Source organism: Pseudomonas sp. BNK-44-b (assembly GCF_047456245.1).
Lineage (GTDB): Bacteria > Pseudomonadota > Gammaproteobacteria > Pseudomonadales > Pseudomonadaceae > Aquipseudomonas > Aquipseudomonas machongensis.
On the sequence record NZ_CP179908.1, the window covers coordinates 3,004,791 to 3,025,973 of the forward strand.

At 65.3% G+C, this 21,183-nt stretch carries 22 protein-coding genes; 14 read left to right on the forward strand and 8 right to left on the reverse strand.

Annotation, left to right across the window (positions count from 1 at the left end):
* Nucleotides 1–200 precede the first annotated feature (200 nt).
* The 8 genes from ACMGGG_RS13545 (at nt 201) to ACMGGG_RS13580 (ending at nt 7,949) form a co-directional block, all read left to right on the forward strand.
* Nucleotides 201–797, forward strand: a complete 597-nt coding sequence (locus tag ACMGGG_RS13545) for an amino acid synthesis family protein (RefSeq protein WP_054892016.1) — start codon at nt 201–203, stop codon at nt 795–797.
* Between the two features lie 60 nt (nt 798–857).
* Nucleotides 858–1,691, forward strand: a complete 834-nt coding sequence (locus ACMGGG_RS13550; protein WP_063545281.1) for an alpha/beta fold hydrolase — start codon at nt 858–860, stop codon at nt 1,689–1,691.
* Nucleotides 1,688–3,169 carry an aldehyde dehydrogenase gene (locus tag ACMGGG_RS13555; protein ID WP_112898546.1) on the forward strand — a complete coding sequence of 494 codons (1,482 nt, stop codon included), beginning with the start codon at nt 1,688–1,690 and terminating at the stop codon, nt 3,167–3,169. Before ACMGGG_RS13550 ends, ACMGGG_RS13555 begins: the two co-directional genes overlap by 4 nt.
* Before the next feature lie 13 nt (nt 3,170–3,182).
* Nucleotides 3,183–3,668, forward strand: a complete 486-nt coding sequence (locus ACMGGG_RS13560; protein ID WP_065862551.1) for a flavin reductase family protein — start codon at nt 3,183–3,185, stop codon at nt 3,666–3,668.
* Between the two features lie 187 nt (nt 3,669–3,855).
* Complete coding sequence (locus ACMGGG_RS13565; RefSeq protein WP_054892020.1) at nt 3,856–4,245, forward strand: carboxymuconolactone decarboxylase family protein; 390 nt, start codon at nt 3,856–3,858, stop codon at nt 4,243–4,245.
* A gap of 86 nt (nt 4,246–4,331) precedes the next feature.
* Nucleotides 4,332–5,078, forward strand: coding sequence for a GntR family transcriptional regulator (locus ACMGGG_RS13570; RefSeq protein ID WP_054892021.1), 747 nt, complete (start codon nt 4,332–4,334; stop codon nt 5,076–5,078).
* A gap of 20 nt (nt 5,079–5,098) precedes the next feature.
* Entirely contained in the window at nt 5,099–5,662 is a 564-nt protein-coding gene (locus tag ACMGGG_RS13575; RefSeq protein ID WP_414155664.1) for an NUDIX hydrolase, read from the forward strand.
* 106 nt (nt 5,663–5,768) lie between these two features.
* Nucleotides 5,769–7,949 (forward strand): ATP-binding protein, encoded by a 2,181-nt coding sequence (locus ACMGGG_RS13580; RefSeq protein WP_414155665.1) that lies wholly within the window; start codon nt 5,769–5,771, stop codon nt 7,947–7,949.
* A gap of 96 nt (nt 7,950–8,045) precedes the next feature.
* Here the strand turns inward: ACMGGG_RS13580 and ACMGGG_RS13585 are convergent, their stop codons facing one another.
* The 3 genes from ACMGGG_RS13585 to ACMGGG_RS13595 form a co-directional block, all read right to left on the reverse strand.
* On the reverse strand, nt 8,046–10,277 hold the full coding sequence (locus ACMGGG_RS13585; protein WP_414155666.1) for an ATP-binding protein: 2,232 nt from the start codon (nt 10,275–10,277) through the stop codon (nt 8,046–8,048).
* A 99-nt stretch (nt 10,278–10,376) separates the two neighbouring features.
* Nucleotides 10,377–11,009 carry a LysE family translocator gene (locus ACMGGG_RS13590; RefSeq protein ID WP_054892025.1) on the reverse strand — a complete coding sequence of 211 codons (633 nt, stop codon included), beginning with the start codon at nt 11,007–11,009 and terminating at the stop codon, nt 10,377–10,379.
* An 88-nt stretch (nt 11,010–11,097) separates the two neighbouring features.
* On the reverse strand, nt 11,098–11,712 hold the full coding sequence (locus ACMGGG_RS13595; RefSeq protein ID WP_372822537.1) for a LysE family translocator: 615 nt from the start codon (nt 11,710–11,712) through the stop codon (nt 11,098–11,100).
* Nucleotides 11,713–11,822: 110 nt separating this feature from the next.
* On the opposite strand from ACMGGG_RS13595, the gene ACMGGG_RS13600 reads away from it, so the two are divergent.
* Nucleotides 11,823–12,275, forward strand: coding sequence for an Lrp/AsnC family transcriptional regulator (locus tag ACMGGG_RS13600; protein ID WP_054892027.1), 453 nt, complete (start codon nt 11,823–11,825; stop codon nt 12,273–12,275).
* Nucleotides 12,276–12,332: 57 nt separating this feature from the next.
* Here the strand turns inward: ACMGGG_RS13600 and ACMGGG_RS13605 are convergent, their stop codons facing one another.
* Nucleotides 12,333–13,235, reverse strand: coding sequence for a LysR family transcriptional regulator (locus tag ACMGGG_RS13605; protein WP_054892028.1), 903 nt, complete (start codon nt 13,233–13,235; stop codon nt 12,333–12,335).
* Between the two features lie 116 nt (nt 13,236–13,351).
* Here ACMGGG_RS13605 and ACMGGG_RS13610 point away from each other — a divergent pair, with 116 nt between their 5' ends.
* The 4 genes from ACMGGG_RS13610 to glcF all read left to right on the forward strand — a co-directional run bounded on the left by ACMGGG_RS13610 (nt 13,352) and on the right by glcF (nt 18,334).
* Complete coding sequence (locus ACMGGG_RS13610; RefSeq protein ID WP_414155667.1) at nt 13,352–14,440, forward strand: AbrB family transcriptional regulator; 1,089 nt, start codon at nt 13,352–13,354, stop codon at nt 14,438–14,440.
* A gap of 70 nt (nt 14,441–14,510) precedes the next feature.
* A complete protein-coding gene (glcD, locus tag ACMGGG_RS13615) occupies nt 14,511–16,010 on the forward strand; it encodes a glycolate oxidase subunit GlcD (protein ID WP_414155668.1) in 1,500 nt (499 codons plus the stop codon).
* Nucleotides 16,010–17,062, forward strand: a complete 1,053-nt coding sequence (gene glcE, locus ACMGGG_RS13620; RefSeq protein WP_414155669.1) for a glycolate oxidase subunit GlcE — start codon at nt 16,010–16,012, stop codon at nt 17,060–17,062. The genes glcD and glcE overlap by 1 nt, the downstream gene beginning before the upstream one ends.
* 9 nt (nt 17,063–17,071) lie before the next feature.
* Complete coding sequence (glcF, locus tag ACMGGG_RS13625; RefSeq protein WP_414155670.1) at nt 17,072–18,334, forward strand: glycolate oxidase subunit GlcF; 1,263 nt, start codon at nt 17,072–17,074, stop codon at nt 18,332–18,334.
* Here the strand turns inward: glcF and ACMGGG_RS13630 are convergent.
* From ACMGGG_RS13630 to ACMGGG_RS13645, 4 genes are all read right to left on the reverse strand, one after another.
* Nucleotides 18,291–19,028: a hypothetical protein gene (locus tag ACMGGG_RS13630; protein WP_414155671.1), complete on the reverse strand. Its 738-nt coding sequence runs from the start codon at nt 19,026–19,028 to the stop codon at nt 18,291–18,293. The two genes, glcF and ACMGGG_RS13630, sit on opposite strands and share 44 nt — an antisense overlap.
* Before the next feature lie 81 nt (nt 19,029–19,109).
* Nucleotides 19,110–19,322 carry a hypothetical protein gene (locus ACMGGG_RS13635; protein ID WP_414155672.1) on the reverse strand — a complete coding sequence of 71 codons (213 nt, stop codon included), beginning with the start codon at nt 19,320–19,322 and terminating at the stop codon, nt 19,110–19,112.
* A 2-nt stretch (nt 19,323–19,324) separates the two neighbouring features.
* Nucleotides 19,325–19,852, reverse strand: a complete 528-nt coding sequence (locus ACMGGG_RS13640) for a sulfite exporter TauE/SafE family protein (RefSeq protein ID WP_414155673.1) — start codon at nt 19,850–19,852, stop codon at nt 19,325–19,327.
* Nucleotides 19,853–19,900: 48 nt separating this feature from the next.
* The gene (locus ACMGGG_RS13645) at nt 19,901–20,536 is read right to left on the reverse strand and encodes a LysE family translocator (protein ID WP_054892034.1); all 636 of its coding nucleotides are present in this window, start codon (nt 20,534–20,536) and stop codon (nt 19,901–19,903) included.
* Nucleotides 20,537–20,682: 146 nt separating this feature from the next.
* Here ACMGGG_RS13645 and ACMGGG_RS13650 point away from each other — a divergent pair, with 146 nt between their 5' ends.
* Complete coding sequence (locus ACMGGG_RS13650) at nt 20,683–21,171, forward strand: Lrp/AsnC family transcriptional regulator (protein WP_063545292.1); 489 nt, start codon at nt 20,683–20,685, stop codon at nt 21,169–21,171.
* The last annotated feature ends 12 nt before the right edge of the window (nt 21,172–21,183 follow it).

Below are 21,183 nucleotides of genomic sequence, written 5' to 3' on the forward strand. Positions count from 1 at the left end.
CCTGTGAGAGCGGGCATTTTTTTTGGCTGCGCTTCAACTGCGCCTGCCCACCAGAAGATCAGTACAGACACCCCAGAAAACCGCGGCACAGCACACCTTTCGTCCCCCCGCAGGAGAAATTTCCCGCCCCCTCTTGCACATCAAATATTATGGTATACCATCAGACAACAAGAGCTGATAACCCTCACCAGGAGCCCCCCATGAGTTTCGAAATCCGCAAGATCGTCACCTACTCCGAAGAAACCCGCATCGAAGGCGGCAAGGCCACCGACAAACCAGTGACCATGGTCGGCCTGGCCGTGGTGATCAAGAACCCATGGGCTGGCCGTGGTTTCGTCGAAGACCTCAAGCCGGAAATCCGCGCCAACTGCTCCGAACTGGGTGCGCTGATGGTCGAGCGCCTGACCGCCGCCATCGGTGGTGCCGACAAGATTGAGGCCTACGGCAAGGCAGCGGTGGTCGGTGCCGAGGGTGAGATCGAGCACGCGTCGGCGGTGATCCACACCCTGCGCTTTGGCAACCACTACCGTGAAGCGGTCCAGGCCAAGAGCTACCTGAGCTTCACCAACAAGCGCGGCGGCCCGGGCACCTCGATCCAGATCCCGATGATGCAGAAGGACGACGAAGGCCTGCGCTCGCACTACATCACCCTGGAAATGCAGATCGAAGACGCTCCGCGCGCCGACGAGATCGTCGTGGTCCTGGGCGCCTCCGACGGTGGCCGCCTGCACCCGCGCATCGGCAACCGCTACATCGACCTGGAAGAACTGGCTGCCGAGAAAGCCAACGCTCAATAACAATAAGCAGACGGGCCGGAGCCAAGCGTCACGGCACCGGCCTTTCAAGGAGCGCCATCCATGATTCAGCCTGTCGCTGAACGTACACCTGCCGGGACCAGCTACCTGAGCCTCGGCCAGGGCCAACCCGTGGTGCTGATCCACGGCGTGGGCCTGAACAAGGAAATGTGGGGTGGCCAGTTCGTCGGCCTGTCCACCGACTACCGGGTCATCGCCTACGACATGCTCGGCCATGGCCAGAGCGCGTTGCCCGCGCCGGACACCGACCTGCAAGGCTACGCCACCCAGCTCGCCGAACTGCTCGACCACCTGCAGATTCCCCAGGCCACCGTCATCGGCTTCTCCATGGGCGGCCTGGTCGCCCGCGCCTTCGCCCTGCACTACCCGCAGCGGCTGGCGGCCCTGGTCGTGCTCAACAGCGTGTTCAACCGCAGCCCCGAGCAGAGCGCCGGTGTCATCGCCCGCGCCGCGCAGGCTGCCGAGCTTGGCCCGGACGCCAACGTCGACGCGGCGCTGGACCGCTGGTTCAGCCGCGAATACAAGGCGGCCAACCCGGCCCAGGTCGCGGCCATCCGCCAGGTGCTGGCCAGCAACGACCCCCAGGGCTACCACACCACCTATTCGCTGTTCGCCACCCAGGACATGTACCGCGAAGCGGACCTGGGCAGCATCCAGGTGCCAACGCTGATCGCCACCGGCGAACTCGATTCCGGCTCCACTCCGGCCATGACCCGCCAGCTCGCCGCGCGCATTCCCGGCGCCCGCAGCGTGGTCCTGGCCGAACAACGGCATATGATGCCCGTTGAGGCTCCGCGCGAAGTCAACCGCATGCTGCTGGACTTCCTGAGCCAAGCCCGCACCCTCACCGAATCCGCCAAGGGGATAGTTGCATGACCCTCGTTCGTTTCCAGATGTGCATCGACGGCCAATGGCGCGATGCCCAGAGCGGCAAGACCTTCGACAGCCTCGACCCGGCCACCGCCCAGGCCTGGGCGCAACTGCCCGATGCCGACGAGCAGGACGTCGAGCTGGCGGTACAGGCCGCCCAGCGCGCCTTCGATAGCAAGGCCTGGCGCGGGCTCACCGCCACCGCACGGGGCAAGCTGCTGCGCCGCCTCGGTGACCTGATCGCCGAGAACAAGGAGCACCTGGCCCAGCTCGAAAGCCGCGACAACGGCAAGCTGATCCGCGAGACCCGAGGCCAGGTCGGCTACCTGCCGGAATTCTTCCACTACACCGCAGGCCTTGCCGACAAGCTCGAAGGCGGCACCCTGCCGCTGGACAAGCCCGACCTGTTCGCCTACACCGTGCACGAGCCCATCGGTGTGGTGGCTGGCATCATCCCGTGGAACAGCCCGCTGTACCTGACCGCGATCAAGCTCGCCCCGGCCCTGGCCGCTGGCAACACCATCGTGCTCAAACCTTCGGAGCATGCGTCGGCCACCATTCTGGAGCTGGCCCGCCTGGCGCTGGAAGCCGGTTTCCCGGCCGGTGTGGTCAACGTCGTCACCGGTTACGGCCCAAGCACCGGCGCGGCGCTCACCCGTCATCCACTGGTGCGCAAGATCGCCTTCACCGGCGGCGCCGCCACTGCCCGCCATGTGGTGCGCAGCAGCGCCGAGAACTTCGCCAAGCTGTCGCTGGAGCTGGGCGGCAAGTCGCCGAACATCATCTTCGCCGACGCCGACCTGGACAGCGCCATCAACGGCGCAGTGGCCGGCATCTACGCCGCCTCCGGACAAAGCTGCGTGGCCGGTTCGCGCCTGCTGGTGCAGGACGAGATCTTCGACGCGTTCGTCGAGCGCCTGATCGAGCGGGCCAAGCGCATCCGCATCGGTAACCCGCAGGACGACGCCAGCGAAATGGGCCCGATGGCCACCGCCCAGCAACTGGCCGTGGTCGAAGGCCTGGTCGCTGCGGCCAAGGCCGAGGGCGCCAAGCTGCGCCTGGGTGGCAAGCGCGCCGAGGTCGAGGGCGACGGCTGGTTCTACGAGCCGACCCTGTTCGAGTGCGACAGCAACTCGATGACCATCATGCAGGAAGAGGTGTTCGGCCCGGTCGCCGCGGTGATCCGCTTCAAGACCGAGGAAGAGGCGCTGGCCATGGCCAACGACTCGCAGTTCGGCCTTGCCGCCGGCATCTGGACCCGCGACCTGGGCCGTGCCCATCGCCTGGCGCGCGACGTGCGCTCGGGGATCATCTGGGTCAACACTTACCGCGCAGTCTCGGCCATGGCGCCGATCGGCGGCTTCAAGAACAGCGGCTACGGTCGCGAGAGCGGCATCGATTCGGTGCTGGCCTATACCGAGCTGAAGACCGTGTGGATCAACCTGTCCACCGCGCCAATGCCCGATCCGTTTGTGATGCGTTGAGAAGGAGGACGAGATGATCGAACCTGGCATCTATAAAGACGTGATGGGCTCCTTCCCGTCCGGCGTGACCGTGGTCACCACGCTCGATGGCGATGGCGGTATCGTCGGCATTACCGCCAGCGCCTTCAGCGCGCTGTCGATCGAGCCGGCGCTGGTGCTGTTCTGCCCCAACTACGCCTCCGACACCTACCCGATCCTGCGCGACAGCAAGCAGTTCGCCATTCACCTGCTGTCGGCCGACCAGACCGCCGAGGCCTATGCCTTTGCGGGTAAAGGCAAGGACAAGGCCAAAGGCATCGACTGGCACCTGAGCGAGCTGGGCAACCCGCTGCTGGCCAAGGCCACGGCGATCATCGAGTGCGAGTTGTGGCGCGAGTACGACGGCGGTGATCACGCGATTATCGTCGGCGCGGTGAAAAACCTGGTGCTGCCGGCCGAGCCGGTGACACCGATGGTCTATCACAAGGGCAAGCTTGGCGCCCTGCCCTCGCTGGGCTGATAGACCGCGCGGTCTGCTTCGCGGGTAAACCCGCTCCCACAGGGACTGCACAGGGGTCAGAATTTCTGCGCCCTCTGTGGGATCGGTTTCACCCGCGAAGAAACCCACACCGATGTCCCTGTTTTTAGGGGCCGCGCTAATCGACTCACCCTCGGTTGCGGCCCCTGTTTTCATTCGGAGCACTGCAATGAGCAATGAAAAGTACGAGAAAGGCCTGCAGATCCGCACCCAGGTGCTGGGCGAGGACTACGTCAACCGCTCCATCCAGAACGCCGACGACTTTACCAAGCCGCTCCAGGAGCTGGTCACCGAGTATTGCTGGGGTCATGTCTGGGGCCGCGACGGCTTATCGCTCAAAGAGCGCAGCATGATAAACTTGGCGATGATTTCCGCCCTCAACCGGCCCCACGAGCTCAAGCTGCATATCCGCGGCGCCTTGCGCAACGGCCTGAGCCGTGAACAGATTCGCGAAATCCTGCTCCAGGTCGGCATTTATTGCGGCGTGCCCGCGGCGGTGGACAGCTTCCGCCTGGCCCGCGAAGCGTTCGCCGAAGCCGATGCGGAGCCAACCCGTTAACAGCGGGCTGTTCGAACCACTGCAAGGAGCGCCTGGGTTCGGGGCACTCCGACGTTGGCGCAACAGCCTCATAAAGAGCGCACCTGATGAAACGCCAGCCACTCGACGACAGCTTCAAGGTCAACCGCAACCCCGTCACGCTCCGCGAAATCGTGCTCGACAAGCTGCGCGGGGCGATCATGAACTTCCACCTGCTGCCGGGCGACCGCCTGGTCGAGCGCGACCTGTGCGACCGTCTCGGCGTCAGCCGTACCTCGGTGCGTGAAGCCCTGCGCCACCTCGAGTCCGAGGGCCTGGTGGAGTTCGCCGATGCCAAGGGCCCGCGCGTGGCCATCATCACCCTGGAAGACGCCCGCGACATCTACGAGCTGCGCTGCGTGCTCGAAGGCCTGATCGTCCAACTGTTCACCCTCAACGCCAAAGCCAAGGACATCCGCGCTCTGGAGCGCGCCCTTGACGTAAACCGCGAGGCGCTGGAGGAAGGCGAGCTGCAGCAGGTGCTCGATTCGGTACAGGGCTTCTACGACGTGCTGCTCGAAGGCTCCGGCAACCACGTCGCCGCTACCCAGCTGCGTCAGTTGCAGGCACGTATCAGCTACCTGCGCGCCACCTCGGTCTCGCAGGAAAACCGCCGCGGCGCCAGCAACCGTGAAATGGAGAAGATGGTCGAGGCGATCAAGAGCGGCGACCCGCTGGCCGCTCATCAGGCCTCGGTCGACCACGTACGCGCCGCCGCCAAGGTGGCACTGGACTACCTGCGCCAGAAGCAGGACGACAATGCCAAGGTTCGCGACATGGTCGAGCCCCTGGCGCTGAAGGATCCACGCATTTAACCCCCCACAGGCCACCGATCATGCCCAACGCCCCGCGCTACTGCCCGCAATGCACCACGGCACTGGACCGGGGCGTTCCCACCGGCGACACCCACGAGCGCCTGCACTGCCCCGCCTGCGGCTACATCCACTACATCAACCCGAAGATCATCGCCGGCTGCATCATCGAACGCGACGGCAAGTACCTGCTGTGCCAGCGCGCCATCCCGCCACGTCCTGGTACCTGGACCCTGCCAGCAGGCTTCATGGAGGCCGGCGAAACCACCGAGCAGGCGGCGCTGCGCGAGGTGTGGGAAGAAACCGGCGTGCGCGCTGATATCGTCTCGCCGTATTCGATCTTCAGCGTGCCGCGGATCAGCGAGGTGTACATCATCTTCCGCGCCATCGCCACCCAGGAGACCGGCCAGTTCGGCCCCGAGACCCTCGACTACCGCTTCTTCGCGCCCGAGGACATTCCCTGGGACGCGATCTACTACCCGGCGATCCGCCAGATCCTCGAACGCTACATCCTCGAACGCCAGGCCGGGGTGTATGGCATCTACATGGGCAATGACGACACCGGCAAGGTGCATTTCATGCGCTGAATAGCGCCCGCCCCTCAACACGGCCGGCCCTGTCTCACAAATCGCTCGCCAGCCCGACATTCTCGGTGCACCCTATCCCCTCCACGCAAACGAAGCGGCAAACCTCATGGCGAAATGGCTGGATGGCGGCGGGCTAATGGCCGAACGCATCCGCAATCACGACTGGGCGAAAACGCCCCTGGGCGCAATTGATGCCTGGCCCGACGTGCTCAAGACCACCGTGGCCTTGTGCCTGGCCTCGCGATTCCCGCAGGCGGTGCTGTGGGGCGATGACCTGATCACCCTGCACAACGATGCCTTCAGCGAAATCCTCGGCGACAAGCCTCTGGCCCTGGGTCGCCCCTTCAGCCACGTCTGGCATGAAGCCTGGAACGATATAGGCGCCATGACCCGCCGCGCCCTGGACGGCGAGGCGGTGTACATCGAAGACTTCCCGCTGATCATCGACCGCCACAACGGGCCGGAACGTGCCTATTTCACCTTTTGCTACAGCCCGATCCGCGACCAGGACGGCCAGATCGTCGGCATGCTCGACACTGTCACCGAAACCACCGCCAGCGTGGTCGCCAACCGCCGCCTCAACTTCCTCGACGACCTCGGCCGCGCCGTGGCCAACGCCACCGAGCCGGACCGGATCCTGGCCATCACCACCCGGAAGCTGGGCGAGCACCTGCGCCTGTCGAGCTGCGCCTACGCAGTGATGGAGCCCGATCAGGACGGTTTCACCATCTGCGGAGACTGGGTCACGCCCGGCTCGCCGCGTCTGCTCGGCCAATATCGTCTCGCCGACTTCGGCCGCCTGGCCGTACAGCGCCTGCGCGCAGGCCTGGCGCTGGTGATCAACGACAACTTCAGCGAGCTCGAACCGCAGGAGGCCGCGACCTTCCAGGCCATCGGCATCACTGCGACCATCTGCATGCCGCTGATCAAGGATGGGCGCCTGACGGCGCTGATGGCCATCCATGACAAGCAGCCGCGTGCCTGGACCGGCTACGAGCGGGCGCTGATCAGCGAAGTCACCGAGCGTAGCTGGGCGCACATCCAGCGGGTTCAGGCACATGCCGAAGTACGCGAAGCGATGCAGGCGCTCGAATCGCTCAACGCCACCCTTGAGCAGCGTGTCGAAGAACGTACCGCACAGTTGCTGCACACCGAGGCCGTACTGCGCCAGACCCAGAAGCTCGAAGCCATCGGCCAGCTCACCGGTGGTGTCGCCCACGACTTCAACAACCTGCTGACCATCATCCGCTCGTCGCTGCATTTCCTGCAGCGCCCGGAACTGGATGACAGTCGCCGCCAGCGCTACCTCAAGACCGTGTCAGACACCGTCGATCGCGGCGCCAAGCTCACCGGCCAACTGCTCGCTTTCGCCCGCCGCCAGGCCCTGAGCCCACAGGTGTTCGAAGTGGGCCCGCGGCTGGAAGCCATGGCCGACATGCTCGACACCGCTACCGGCGCACGGATCCAGGTCAAACTGGATCTGCCCGAGACGCCCTGCCATATCCGCGCCGACCTTGGCCAGCTGGAAACGGCGGTGATCAATCTGATGATCAACGGCCGCGACGCCATGAACGGCGAAGGCACGCTGCGCCTGCGCCTGCGGCCAGACCAGCTGATGCCGGCGCAACGTGGGCACTCGGGGCAGCCTGGGGTGTTCGCGGCGATCTCGGTGATCGACAGCGGCGTCGGGATCGCCCATGAATTGCTGGAGCGCATCTTCGACCCGTTTTTCACCACCAAGGCCTCGGGCCATGGCACCGGCCTGGGCCTGTCGCAGGTGTTCGGCTTCGTCAAGCAGTCCGGCGGCGACGTGCAGGTCACCAGCGTGCCGGGCCAGGGCACTACCTTCACCCTGTACCTGCCTCAGGTCTCGCCCCCGGAAACCGAACAGAGCCTCGCCAGCGCTGCAAATGCCCCGGTCGACAGCCGGCCGCGGCGCATCCTGGTGGTGGAGGATAACCGCGACGTCGGCAGCTTTACCGCGCAGATACTCAAGGATCATGGCTACCAGATCAGCTGGGCGACCAGTGCCGAGGATGCACTGGCGCAGTTGCACATGACACCGCAAGGCTTCGATGTGGTGTTCTCCGACGTGGTAATGCCCGGTATGGGCGGCCTGGCTCTGGCCCGGGAACTGCGCCGCACCAGGCCGCAACTGCCGGTGATCCTCACCTCCGGCTACAGCGATGCCATTGCCGAAGGGGGGCATCAGGGCTTCGCCTTCCTGGCCAAGCCGTATTCGGCCGAGCAGGTGTGCCAGTTGCTGGATCAGGTGCTCACGCAGTAGCTGCAACGGCCTTGCACAGTATTTGTGCGATGGGATCAGTGGGCGCTGGGTCTTTGCAACTGGAGTCTGCAGGGTCCGCCCCCACAGGAAACGACGTCAGCCCTCGGATTGCGCGTAAACCAGCGGCAGCAAGCGCGCCAGGCTCTGCGCCAACTCCGCCCGGCGGAACGGCTTGCGCAATACCTCGAAGCCACAGAGCTCACGCGGCGTGAGGTTGGCATAGCCGGTGATGATCAACACCGGCAGCGCCGGCATACGCCGCCGCAGCGCCTGGGCGAACTCGGCGCCGGTCCGCTCGGGCATCATCTGGTCGGTCACCAGCACTTCCACGGCGAATCCCTGCTCCAGCACCTGCTCGGCTTCGGCCGCACTCAAGACCGCTTTCACTTCATACCCCAAGTCACGCAGCTGCATTGCCGTGGCATGGAGCACGATGGCTTCGTCATCCACCAGTAATACCCTGACCGGGCGCGTCGGCCTGGACACTTCGTCCACCGGGTCATCCCGACACAGGGTTTCGGCGTCAGTGGTCGGCAGCCACAATGTCGCTGTCGACCCCTGCCCCGGCTGCGAACGAATGGCAAACCCGCCGCCAGACTGCAGTGCAAGCCCCTGCACCATCGGCAGGCCAAGCCCGGTGCCCTTGCCCGCGCCCTTGGTGGAATAGAATGGCTCGCAGCAGCGCGCCAGCACCTCATCGCTCATACCGCAGCCGCTATCGGCCACCTCCAGCCACACCATCGCCCCTTGCCCAGGCCCTGCAGGCCGATCTGCTGCCCGTGCTGCGTCCAGCCCCGCACGAATCCTCAACCTGCCACCGCCTGGCATCGCATCGCGCGCGTTGAGCACCAGGTTGAGCAGCGCAAGCTCCAGTTGATGCGGGTCCACCACCGCTGCCGGCAGCGCCGGGTCGACATCGACCTGTACCTCGATGGTCGGCCCCAGCGAGCGCATGATCAATCCGTGCATGTCACCGATCCGTGCAGCCAGGCAGACGGGCTCAGGCTTGAGGGTCTGGCGCCGGGCAAAGCTGAGCAGACGGCCGACCAGGCTGCGTGCCCGCTCCGCCGCCTGCAGGGCGCCCTCGATCAGACGCGTCGAACGCGCCGCGTCGTCCGGCCGCCGGGCGATCAGCTCCAGTGAGGCGATGATCGGGGTGAGCATATTGTTGAAGTCATGGGCAATGCCGCCGGTCAGTTGGCCGACGGCCTCCATCTTGCGTGCTTCATGCAACTGCATGAGGTCGGACTCACGCTCGGCCAGCATGCTGGCAACCCGCTCCTCCAGCGTGGCGTTGAGCGTCATCAGCTCGGCCAGCGTTGCCTCCAGGTGCGCGGAGCTGGCGCGCAACGCTCGCTCCGAGCGGGCATGGATGATCGCAGACCAGGCCAGCTTGGCCGCCTCTTCCACCAGCTGACATTCATCGTCGACGAACGCATGAGGGCGATTGAAGTAGACACACAGCATGGCGTCGAGCACACCGCTGCGCAGCAGCGGCACCTTCAGGCTGGCGCACAGGTCTCTGGAGGCGCCAGCCGGATAGTCGTCATGAACCCCATGCCCCGCCTGAAGTTGCTCGCGCAACAACCCGTCATGTCCGCGCCAGAAGTGCTCCCCTGTTTGCGACGGCACCCCATCGACCCAGTCACGGGCGACGACATAGCGCTCGTCATCGCCCAGATCCTCGGCAAAGCACACCCGGCAGGCGCCCAGCTCCTCACCGAGCAGGCGCGTGGCAAAGGTCTCGATCGCCTCGGGTTCGTCCATCCCCGGAAGCGCCCGGCCCAATGCCAGCAGGAACGCCTGGCGCCGCTCGAACTGAACGCGCTCGGTGGTTTCGGTGACGATGCACAGCACCCCACCCACGCTGCCATCGGCCTCGCGTACCGCCGAATAGGAGACATCGAAATAGGCTGTCTCGCCCAGGCCCCGGCGCTCGATATAGAACGGACGGTCGCGCGCCGAGAAGGTCTCGCCGGTGTCACGCACATTGCGTAGCAACGGTTCGAGATCGTCCCACAACTCGCTCCAGTGCTCGCGGGCAGGCCGCCCTAGCGCACGTGGGTGCTTGGCACCGATGGTCGGGGCGTAGGCATCGTTGTAGAGCGCCACGTACTCCGGCCCCCAGAACAGCACGATCTGGGCCTTGGCCGGGAGGATAGTCGCCATGAGCGTCTGCAGGCTGAATGACCATGTGCCTGGGGCGCCAAGCGGCGACTCGGTCCATTCCAGGCTCTGCAACAGCGAGCCGACCGTGCCGCCGTTGATCAGAAAGGCGGGCGCCAGGGGCCGAGCGTGTTCGGTATCACCGTCCTGTAGTGATTTCATGTCATGCAGACCATCAGTGTTTCCGGGCACTGTATTGAGTATCTGAGGATATGAAATCAGCGCAGCGCAGACGTTCCATCCGTCTTCGCATCAGCGCCTTCAGCGACGCCCTTCAGCCAGCATGCGCACCGCCAGCGCGGCCAATACCGTCCCCATCAACCAGCGCTGAGCCTGCTGCCACAGTGGCCGACCGGCGAGAAAAACGGCAATGGAGCCGGCCATCAGGGCGATGATCGCATTGACCGTGACGCTGATGACGATCTGCGTGGAGCCCAGCACCAGCGATTGCAGCAGTACGCTGCCATGGCCCGGCTCGATGAATTGCGGCATCAGCGACAGGTACATGACCGCGATCTTGGGGTTCAGCAGGTTGGTCAGAAACCCCATCATGAACAGCCGCCGCGGGCTGTCGGCCGGCAGGTCGCGGACCTGGAACGGCGAACGCCCGCCTGGTTTGAGCGCCTGCCAGGCCAGGTACAGCAGGTACAGCGCGCCACCAATGCGCAGTGCGTCATAGGCGTAGGGCACGGCCATCACCAGTGCGGTGATGCCCAGTGCGGCGCAGAGCATGTAGAAGACGAAGCCCATGGCCACGCCGCCCAGCGAGATCAACCCGGCAACCCGCCCCTGGCAGATCGAGCGGGAGATCAGGTAGACCATGTTCGGGCCGGGGGTCAGGACCATGCCCAGTGCGATCAGGGCAAAAGCCAGCAGGTGGGATAACTCAGGCATCGGGCGCATCCTTGGCGTGCGAGGGGAGCGCGAAGTGTATCCGCTGTCGAGGCCATCGTGGAACGGCTGCCCCTGCAAATCCAGGCATTCATCCGAACTGCCCGACAATCAGACCCAACGCGATCGTGATCATCACCGAGCCCGACACCCGCCCGACGATCTGCGCCGCCTGTGGCCGGGTGCGCAGCACGGCCTTGGCGCCGTAGCCGACCATCAGGTAGATCACCAGCGAACTGCACAGGTGCACCAGCCCCAGCAGCAGGATCTGCAGCGGCAGCGGCCAGTTGGAGGTGGGGTCGGTGAATTGCGGCAACAAGGCCAGGAACAGCAGGAACACCTTCGGGTTGAGCCCGCTGACACAAAATCCGCGCAGCGCCCAGCGCGATCCGGTCTCTCCCGCCTGAACCACTCCCGCCTGCGGCGCCGCCGGCTTGAGCAACAGGTTGCCCCCCAGCCACAGCAGGTACAGGCAACCGGCAAGGGTCAGCAGCGTCAGTGCCAGCGGGTGCCCTGCGATCAGGCTACCGACCCCGGCCGCCACCACCAGGGTGGCCATGAAATGCCCAGACAACATCCCGGCCACCGCCGGCATCACCCAACGGCCGCGCATCCCGGCCGAGATCGCGTAAGCCCAGTCGGCGCCGGGGGTGATGACGAACAGCAACGACACGGCCCAGAACGCGGCCAATACACTGAGGGTCATTTCGGGTGTTCCTTTCAGAGGTCTGGTTGAAAGGAAGATTACGGATTCCGTGCGGGGATTATCTTTCGTATATTGCCGACAACCGTAGAACGCCTGGAAGATTCTCCCTCATGGATCGCACTGATCGAAAAATCCTTGCCGAACTGCAAAAGGACGGTCGCCTGTCGGTTACCGAACTGGCCGACCGCGTTGGCCTGAGCCTCTCGCCCTGCCATCGTCGGCTCAAGGCGCTGGAAGCGTCCGGGGCGATCCTCGGTTACCACGCACGCCTGGCGCCTTCGGCGGTGGGCCTGAACTTTGCGGCGCTGGTGTTCGTCACCCTGCGCGAGGTGACCCGCCAGCCAGTGGCCGACTTCGAAGCCGCGGTGACCGAGGTGCCGCAGATCGTCGAGGCGCAGCGCCTGTTCGGCGATCCGGATTACCTGCTGCATGTGGTGGCCAAGGACCTGCCGGCGTTCCAGAAGCTGTATGACGAAATCCTCACCAGCATTCCCAATGTGAAACGGCTGAGCTCCACGCTGGTGATGAAGGAAGTGATCCAGGATCGGCTGTTGCCCATGTGAGCCGGGGCCGGGGGGCGGGTTTGAGCGCAAATACCGGCATGGCCAGCGCCAAACCGATCAATCCCCGCGAAAGAACCCATCCCCGGCATTTCTCAACAACTCCACCATCGCCCCCGCCGCTGGCGGCAGGTAGCCTTCGGCGCGCACTGTCACCCCGACCGTGCGGCGCATGGTAGTGGCCTCCAGCGGCACTTCGCGCAGCCACGACATGCCCAGGCCATGCTCCAGTGTCTCGCGTGCGGCAAAGCTCAGCAGACGGGTCTTGGCAATAAGCCGAGGCAGCAGCGAGATCGAGTTGGTCTCGATCTGCACCTCGGGCAGCGGCAACTGGTGGCTGCTGAACACATTGTCGATCCAGCGTCGCGCCGTCACCGTGGGAGCTGCCAGCACCCAACGGTAGTTGCACAGGTCCTTCAACTGCACATCACCCGAGAACACCGGGTGATCGGCGCTGGCCACCACCACCGCTTCGTCCTGCAGGATCGGGTAGGAACGAAACTGCGGGTCATCGACGATCAAGCCGCAGATGATTGCGTCCAGCCGCCCTGAGCGCAGCGAGTCCTTGAGCATGTCGTCCTGGCCGATCGACAGCTTCAAGGTCAGTTGCGGCGCTCGCTCCAGCAGCGAAGCGGTCAGTTGCGGCAGCAGGTGCTCGGCCATGCTCGCGGCACAGCCCAAACGGATGTTGCCCACCAGGCCGCTGGCGAAGTCGCGCACTTCACGCTCGGTCTCGGCGATGCTCACCTGCAACTGCTTGCCGCGCGCTAGCAACAACGCGCCAGCATCGGTCAGTTTGATGCGCCGGCCATCACGCTGGAACAGCCGCGCGCCCAACGATTCTTCCAGGCGCTGGATGCTTTTACTCAGCGCCGGTTGGCTGCGGTTGAGCTGCTGTGCGGCGCGCCCCAGGTGGCCGAGTTCGGCAATGGTGGCGAAGTAAGTCAGGTCACGTAGGTCCATGATCGATGAATTTCAGTTATGGATTCATAGAAATTAGAAAATAGACTTGATCAATTCACAGGTCGATAATTTTCTCTGTCAGCCGCCTCTGGCTCTCGCCGTACAGGGAGATCGACTTGCCCACCGCCCTACCCCCCCAAGCAGCAAAGAACGCGTCCCCCACCCTGATTTTGCGATGGCTCGCGCTGATCCTCTGTGCTGGCGCCGCCGGGCAAATCCTCCACGCCCTCGCCGTACCGGCCGGGCTGTTTCTCGGCCCCATGCTGATGGCCATCGTCTTCGGAGTATCCGGCGCGCAACTGCGCCTGCATCGCCAAGTGTTCCGCTTCGGCCAGGGCTGTGTCGGGCTGCTGGTGGCGCACTCGGTGACCTGGTCGGTGCTCGCCTCGCTGGCCGACGCCTGGCCGCTGATGCTGTTCGCCACCTTCGTCACGGTGGTGCTCAGCGCCCTGGTCGGCCTCGGTACCGTGCGCTTCGGCGGCATTCCCGGCAGCACCGCTGCCTGGGGTACTGCGCCGGGCGCAGCCTCGGCGATGGTGTCGATGGCCGAAGACAACGGCGCCGACGGACGCGTGGTGGCCACCATGCAGTACGTGCGTGTGGTGTGTGTGGTGATGATCGGCTCGCTGGTCAGTCATCTACTGGGCGCCACCAGCGTTGCTGGCGACGCGGCCCAGGCCGCGGTCGTCGCCGACAGCATGCAACTGGGCAACCTGCTGCTCGGTCTTGGCGTGGTGCTGGTGGGCGTTGCCGCCGGGTCGAAGATGCCCGCCGGCGCCCTGCTGATGCCGTTGATGCTTGGCGCAGTGCTGCAACTGACGGGGGTGTTGCACGTCAGTCTGCCCAGCGAAGTGCTGGCCATCGCCTACGGCGCCATCGGCTGCTACATCGGCCTGCGCTTCGACCGCCAGACCGTGCGCTATGTGTGGAAGCGCCTGCCGACCATGATCGCCGGCGCCGTGGTGCTGATCCTGCTCTGCGCGGGCTGTGCCTGGCTGCTGGCACGGCTCGCCGGCACCGACTTCCTGTCCATGTACCTGGCCACCAGCCCCGGCGGCCTGGATGCGATGGCGATCATCGCGGTGGAAACCCACGCCGATGTCGGCATGGTCCTGGCGATGCAGACGCTGCGCCTGTTCGGGGTGATCCTGACCGGTGCGTATCTGGCCCGGCAGATCATTCGCCTCACCCAGAACGCCCACTGAAGGGTGCACCAGGCCGAGGGGTAGCTATCCTTCCCCGCACAACAACGACAAGTGCCTGGTAGTCCGCCCCATGAACATCCTGTACGACGAGCGCCTGGACGGCGCACTGCCCACGGTCGACAAGGCCGCGCTGCTGGACACCCTGCGCAGCGCCCTGCCCGACCTCGACATCCTGCACACCGAGCAAGACCTGCGCCCCTACGAATGCGACGGCCTCAGCGCCTACCGCGTGGTGCCACTGCTGGTGGTGCTGCCCCAACGCCTGGAACAGGTCCAGGCGCTGCTGAAGATCTGCCACGCGCAACAGGTGCCGGTGGTGGCCCGGGGAGCCGGTACCGGCCTGTCGGGCGGAGCTCTGCCGCTGGCGCAGGGGATTCTGCTGGTGATGGCGCGCTTCAATCGCATCCTTGAGATCAATCCAGCAGGTCGCTTCGCCCGTGTCCAACCGGGTGTACGCAACCTCGCGATCTCCCAGGCAGCAGCGCCACACGGTCTTTACTACGCGCCCGATCCCTCATCGCAGATCGCCTGCTCGATCGGCGGCAATGTCGCGGAAAACGCCGGGGGCGTGCATTGCCTGAAGTACGGCCTGACCGTGCACAACCTGCTCAAGGTCGAAGTCCTCACCATCGAGGGCGAATACCTGACGCTGGGCAGCGATGCCCTGGACGCCCCAGGCTTCGACCTGCTGGCGCTGTTCACCGGCTCCGAAGGCTTGCTGGGCATCGTCACCGAAGTCACCGTCAAGCTGCTGCCCAAGCCACAGGTGGCGCGGGTGTTGCTGGCCAGTTTCGACAGTGTGGAAAAGGCCGCTCGTGCGGTGGCCGACATCATCGGCGCAGGCATCATTCCCGCGGGCCTTGAGATGATGGACAACCTGTCGCTACGGGCCGCCGAAGACTTCATCCACGCAGGCTACCCGGCCGAGGCCGCCGCCATCCTGCTGTGCGAGCTCGACGGCGTGGACGCAGACGTGAACGACGACTGCCTGCGCGTCGAGGCCGTGCTCAAGACAGCCGGCGCCAGCGAGGTACGCCTGGCGCGTGACGAGGCTGAGCGCGTGCGCTTCTGGGCAGGCCGCAAGAACGCTTTTCCGGCGGTAGGGCGCATTTCCCCCGACTACTACTGCATGGACGGCACCATCCCGCGCCGGGCACTGCCGGGGGTGCTGCACGGCATCGGCGAGCTGTCGCGCGAGCATGGCCTGCGCGTGGCCAACGTGTTCCATGCCGGCGACGGCAACATGCACCCCTTGATCCTGTTCGACGCCAACCAGCCCGGCGAGCTGGAGCGTGCCGAGGTCCTCGGCGGCAAGATCCTGGAACTGTGCGTGGCGGTGGGCGGCAGCATCACCGGCGAGCACGGCGTGGGACGCGAGAAGATCAACCAGATGTGCGCGCAATTCAACGCCGACGAGCTGACGCTGTTCCATGCGGTCAAGCACGCCTTCGACCCGCTGGGCTTGCTCAACCCTGGCAAGAACATCCCGACCTTGCAGCGCTGCGCCGAATTCGGCGCGATGCACGTGCACCACGGCCAGTTACCCTTCCCCGACCTGGAGCGTTTCTGATGGATCAGGATCACGATGCCAGCGCCGACCTGCTTGAGCAGGTGCGTCAGGCCCTCGAGCAGCGTACGCCATTGCGTATCCAGGGCAGCGACAGCAAAGCCATGCTCGGTCGTCCGGTCGACGGCCAGACCCTCGACACCCGCAGCCATCGCGGCATCGTCAGCTACGACCCCACCGAGCTGGTACTCACGGCACGCGCCGGCACGCCGCTGCGCGAGATCGAGGCTGTGCTGTACGAGGCCGGGCAGATGCTGCCGTTCGAACCACCACACCTGGGCGACGGCGCCACGCTGGGCGGGATGGTCGCGGCCGGGCTGGCAGGGCCACGTCGTCCCTGGGCGGGCTCGGTACGCGACCATGTGCTCGGCACCCGGGTGATCACCGGGCACGGCAAGCTGTTGCGCTTCGGTGGCGAGGTGATGAAGAACGTCGCGGGCTACGACCTGTCGCGCCTGTTGGCCGGCAGTTTCGGCTGCCTGGGGGTATTGACCGAGGTATCGCTGAAGGTGCTGCCGCGACCGCGCACTTGCCAGAGCCTGCGCCTGTCGATGGATCTTCGGCACGCCCTGGGCGAGCTGGCAGCCTGGGGTCAGCAAGCGCTGCCGATCACAGCCGCCTGCCATGACGGCGACGCCCTGTACCTGCGCCTGGAAGGCGGTGAAGGCTCCGTGGCCTCTGCCGCCGAGCGCCTGGGCGGCGCGCTGCTGGACAACCGCTATTGGCATGACCTGCGTGAACAACGCCTGGCCTTCTTCGCCGCTGACGAGCCCCTGTGGCGCCTGTCACTGCCGCATAACAGCCCACCGCTCAGCCTGCCCGGCCGCCAGTTGCTCGACTGGGGTGGCGCCCAACGCTGGCTGAAATCCGCCGCCTCGCCCAGCGTCATCCGCGAAGCCGTCGCAGGCCTCGGCGGCCATGCCACGCTGCATGCCTGCCACAGCGCCGGGTTCCATCCGCTGCCCGAGCCATTGCTGCGGTACCAGCGCAACCTCAAGCGACAACTCGATCCTCGCGGCATCTTCAACCCCGGCCGCCTGTATGCCGACATATGAGGGCCAGCCATGCAGACCAACCTGAGCGAACAGGCCAAGCGCCTGCCACGGGCCGACGAGGCCGAGCGCATCCTACGCAGTTGCGTGCACTGTGGCTTCTGCACCGCCACCTGTCCGACCTATCAACTGCTGGGCGATGAGCTGGATGGGCCGCGTGGGCGCATCTACCTGATCAAGCTGCTACTCGAAGGGCAACCGGCCACCGCCAGCATCCAGACTCACCTGGACCGCTGCCTGAGCTGTCGCAACTGCGAGACCACCTGCCCGTCCGGGGTGGAGTATCACAACCTGCTGGACATCGGTCGTGCCGTGGTCGACGCGCAGGTGCCGCGGCCGCTGGGCGAGCGCCTGCTACGCCACGGATTGCGCCTGTTTGTCCCCAGGCCTGCGTTGTTCAAGGCCCTGACCCGCACAGCCAGGGCCTTTCGGCCACTGCTGCCGAAGCCGGTGCAGGCCAAGCTGCCGCGCCATGAGCCTGCACTCAAAGCGCGTCCCAAGGTCCAGCACGCCCGTCGGGTGCTGATGCTCGAAGGATGCGTGCAACCGGCGCTGTCGCCCAACATCAACGCGGCGGCAGCGCGGGTGCTGGACCGCCTGGGGATTTCGGTGATCGCAGCCCGTGAAGCGGGATGTTGTGGCGCCGTGGACTACCACCTCGATGCACAGGCCAGAGGCCTTGCCCGGGCTCGACGCAACATCGACGCCTGGTGGCCGGCGATAGAAGCCGGCGCCGAAGCCATCGTGCAGACAGCCAGCGGCTGCGGTGCCTTCGTGCGTGACTATGGGCACCTGCTGGCGGCCGATCCGGCCTACGCCACCAAGGCCGCACGCATCAGCGAACTGACCCGGGACCTGGTCCAGGTGTTGCGCGAGGAGCCATTGGAGCAGTTGGGCATCCAGGCTGACCAGCGCCTGGCCTTCCATTGCCCGTGCACGCTGCAGCATGCGCAAAAGCTTGCAGGTGCAGTCGAGAGCGTGCTGCAGCGCCTGGGCTTCAGCCTGGCCCCGGTGCCGGATGGTCATCTGTGCTGTGGTTCGGCGGGTACTTATTCGTTGACCCAGCCCCTGCTGTCACGCCAGTTGCGCGACAACCGCCTGAACGCGTTGGAGAGTGGCAACCCCGAGGTGATCGTCACCGCCAACATCGGTTGCCAGCATCACCTCGACAGCGCTGGCCGAACACCGGTTCGGCACTGGATCGAACTGGTGGACGAGGCGCTGCCGAACCTCAGCCGCGCAACCGGCGCAAACGACGCCGCTGACGCACGATGACATAAGCCAGCCCCAGCACCAGCACACCAGACGCTACGACCAGGCCGACCAGTATCTGCCCATAACGTGCCATCGTCGCCTCGAAGCCACTCACCTCACGCATTACCTGAATTTGCGCCGGCCCCTCGGCATGCACGATGCTGATACCGCCCTGGGTGATCTGCGAGATGTCGGCATCGAAGTACACCCACACCCGGCACACCCCACCGGCCTCGATGGACGGGATCTCGATGATGTTGGTGGCGTTCTCGGGAATGCTGTCGTCCCCGGCGTCATCGCGCACCTGCACCAGGCCCTTGGCTGGCAGGCGGATGTGTACTTGTTTGAGTGGTTCGTCACGCGTATTGCGCAAGGTGATGAACAGCCCGGTGCGATGGTCCACCAGCCCCGCCTCGAAGGGCTTGGCGAATAATTGCATGTAGGGCGTCTGCGCCTGGGCCACCAGGGCCTCGACCTGATCGCGACTCAATGCACCTTTGGCCAGCGCCTCGACCCCGGCGAACAGCCGCTCGTACTTGAGTTGCTCACGGGCCTGGCCGATGCGCTCGTTGAACTGGCTGGGGTAGGTCAGGGCCTCGTAGGCGACATAGGCCTTCAGGCCACGATCGTCCTTGAGCGACGCATAAAGCGCCGCGCCGGCGACGACGATGACCAGCAGGCCCGCGAGGGCTTTCCCGACTTTTTCCCAGCTCACCTTGGCGGTTCCTTGTATCGCGGCATGTGCGTTTGCAGACCGGGGCCAAGCGTGCCAAGTAAACCGCCCATAGGCAAGCGTTCAGCGCCCCAGCAACACCGGCACCGACGCCACCAGCATGGCTATCCCCGACAAGGTCAGCAGCCCCAGCACCAGCCGGCGAAACGCCGCTTCGCTGATGCCCAGGTAGACCCGCGTGCCCAGTACCGTAGGGATCAGCATGGCCAGGGCCACCACGCCGAACCAGGGCAGCATCGCCGAAGTCACCACACCGGTGCCCAGATAAGTGAGCATGGTCACCGCCAGCATCGACAGGTTGAAGTTCTGAATGACCGCGCGCTGGGTGTCGCGGTCAAAGCCGCGCACCGTGCACCACAAGGTCGGTACGGTGCCGGTGAAACCACCGATGCCACCGAGCACACCGCCAACCATACCCACCGCACCGTCACCAGGCGATTGCCCGGCACCCTGGGCAGGCGCGGCGCCAACAGCATCAGTGGGCACCACAGCACCAGCAGGGTGCCGAACACTGCCTTGAACCAGAGCATGTCCAGGTAGGGCAGTACCCACACACCCAGCGGGATGCCCGCAAGCCCACCCAACACGAAGGGCCAGAGCAACCGCCAACTGAAACCGCGGCGAACGGTGAACACCGCAATCAACTGCCCGGTGAGGCTGCCGAACACCGTGAGCGACGCCGCCAGGCGTGGCTCCAGGCCCCAAGCCCAGAACGACATGGCGACCATGCCGAAGGCAAAACCGGAAAGCCCTTGGACGAAACCGGCGACACAAGCGCCCAGAGCGATGAGGTAGAGCGGGTCCATGGCCAGTCCGTCGAGCGAAGGAAAGCGGCATTCTAGACCAAGCTGCACTCACTGCGGACGCCCGATCAACGCCAGGCGCAGGCCAAAACCGATCAACAGGCTGGCGAAGGTCCAGCGCTGCACCACCTCGACCTTCGGATTGCGCGCCATCCAGTAGCCCAGTGCAGCGCCGATCAGGGCGTAGAACAGGTCGAACAACAGCCCGACGATCACCAGCACCACACCCAGCAGCAAGAACTGCCCACCGACCTCGCCAACACTGGCATCGATGAACTGCGGTAGCAGGACCGAACAGAACAACAACGCCTTGGGATTGCTGATATTGGTCAGCAGCCCACGCCACACCGCCGTGCCGTACGCGCGTCGAGCCACTGGCATGTCTGCACCGTTGAGATCAGGCACCAGGCTGGGCGCACGAGCGATGCGCAGCCCCAGCCAGATCAGGTACACCACGCCCACCACGCGTACCAGCTCGAAGGCCCAACCGACCGTCTTGAGCAGTACCGCCAGCCCCAATGCAGCCAGGGTCACGTGTACCGCTCGCGCAATCGCAAGGCCTACTGCGGTCGCTACTGCATAAGCGCGGCCCTGGGTACTCGAGGTGTGCAGCACCAGCACCATGTCCGCCCCCGGGACCAGGCACACCGCGACCAGCGCGCCAATGAACAGCTCCAGATTCGCCATCTTCGCCTCTCCTGCCTGCAAGGGATCATTGGCTTGAAAGCTTAACGAGCAGCGCGCCAGCGTGCGTTGCGTAGTTCACTACACGCGAGAGGATTATTGGCATATCGTGCCAATCACGATTTCAAAGAAACGGATAAATGCCAAAAATGAAACTCGACAACCTTGACCGCCGGATTCTTGCCGCCTTGCAGCGCGACGCACGCCTGACCAATGTGCAACTGGCCGAGGAAGTCGGCCTGTCACCCTCCCCGTGTCTGCGCCGCGTACGCCTGCTGGAAGAGGCCGGAATCATCCGTGGCTATCAGGCACAGATCGACCGCGATGGCGTGGGGCTGGGGTTGACGGTATTCGTTGGGGTGAAGGTGGAGCGGCACACCGAGGCATCGTCGGCCGCCTTTCGCCAGGCGGTCTCGGCGTTGAGCGAAGTGGTCTCATGCCACCTGGTGTCGGGCGAGTCGGATTTTCTGCTGCAGGTGGTGGTGCCGGACCTGCGGGCCTATGAGCGGTTTCTGATGGAGGCGCTGCTCAAGGTGCCGGGGGTGACGGACATCCGCAGCAACTTTGCGATCACCACGGTGAAGGAACAGACGGGATTGCCGCTCGGGCACCTGCCGCAGGCAGTGGGTGAACAGTGATGTGTGGGGGCA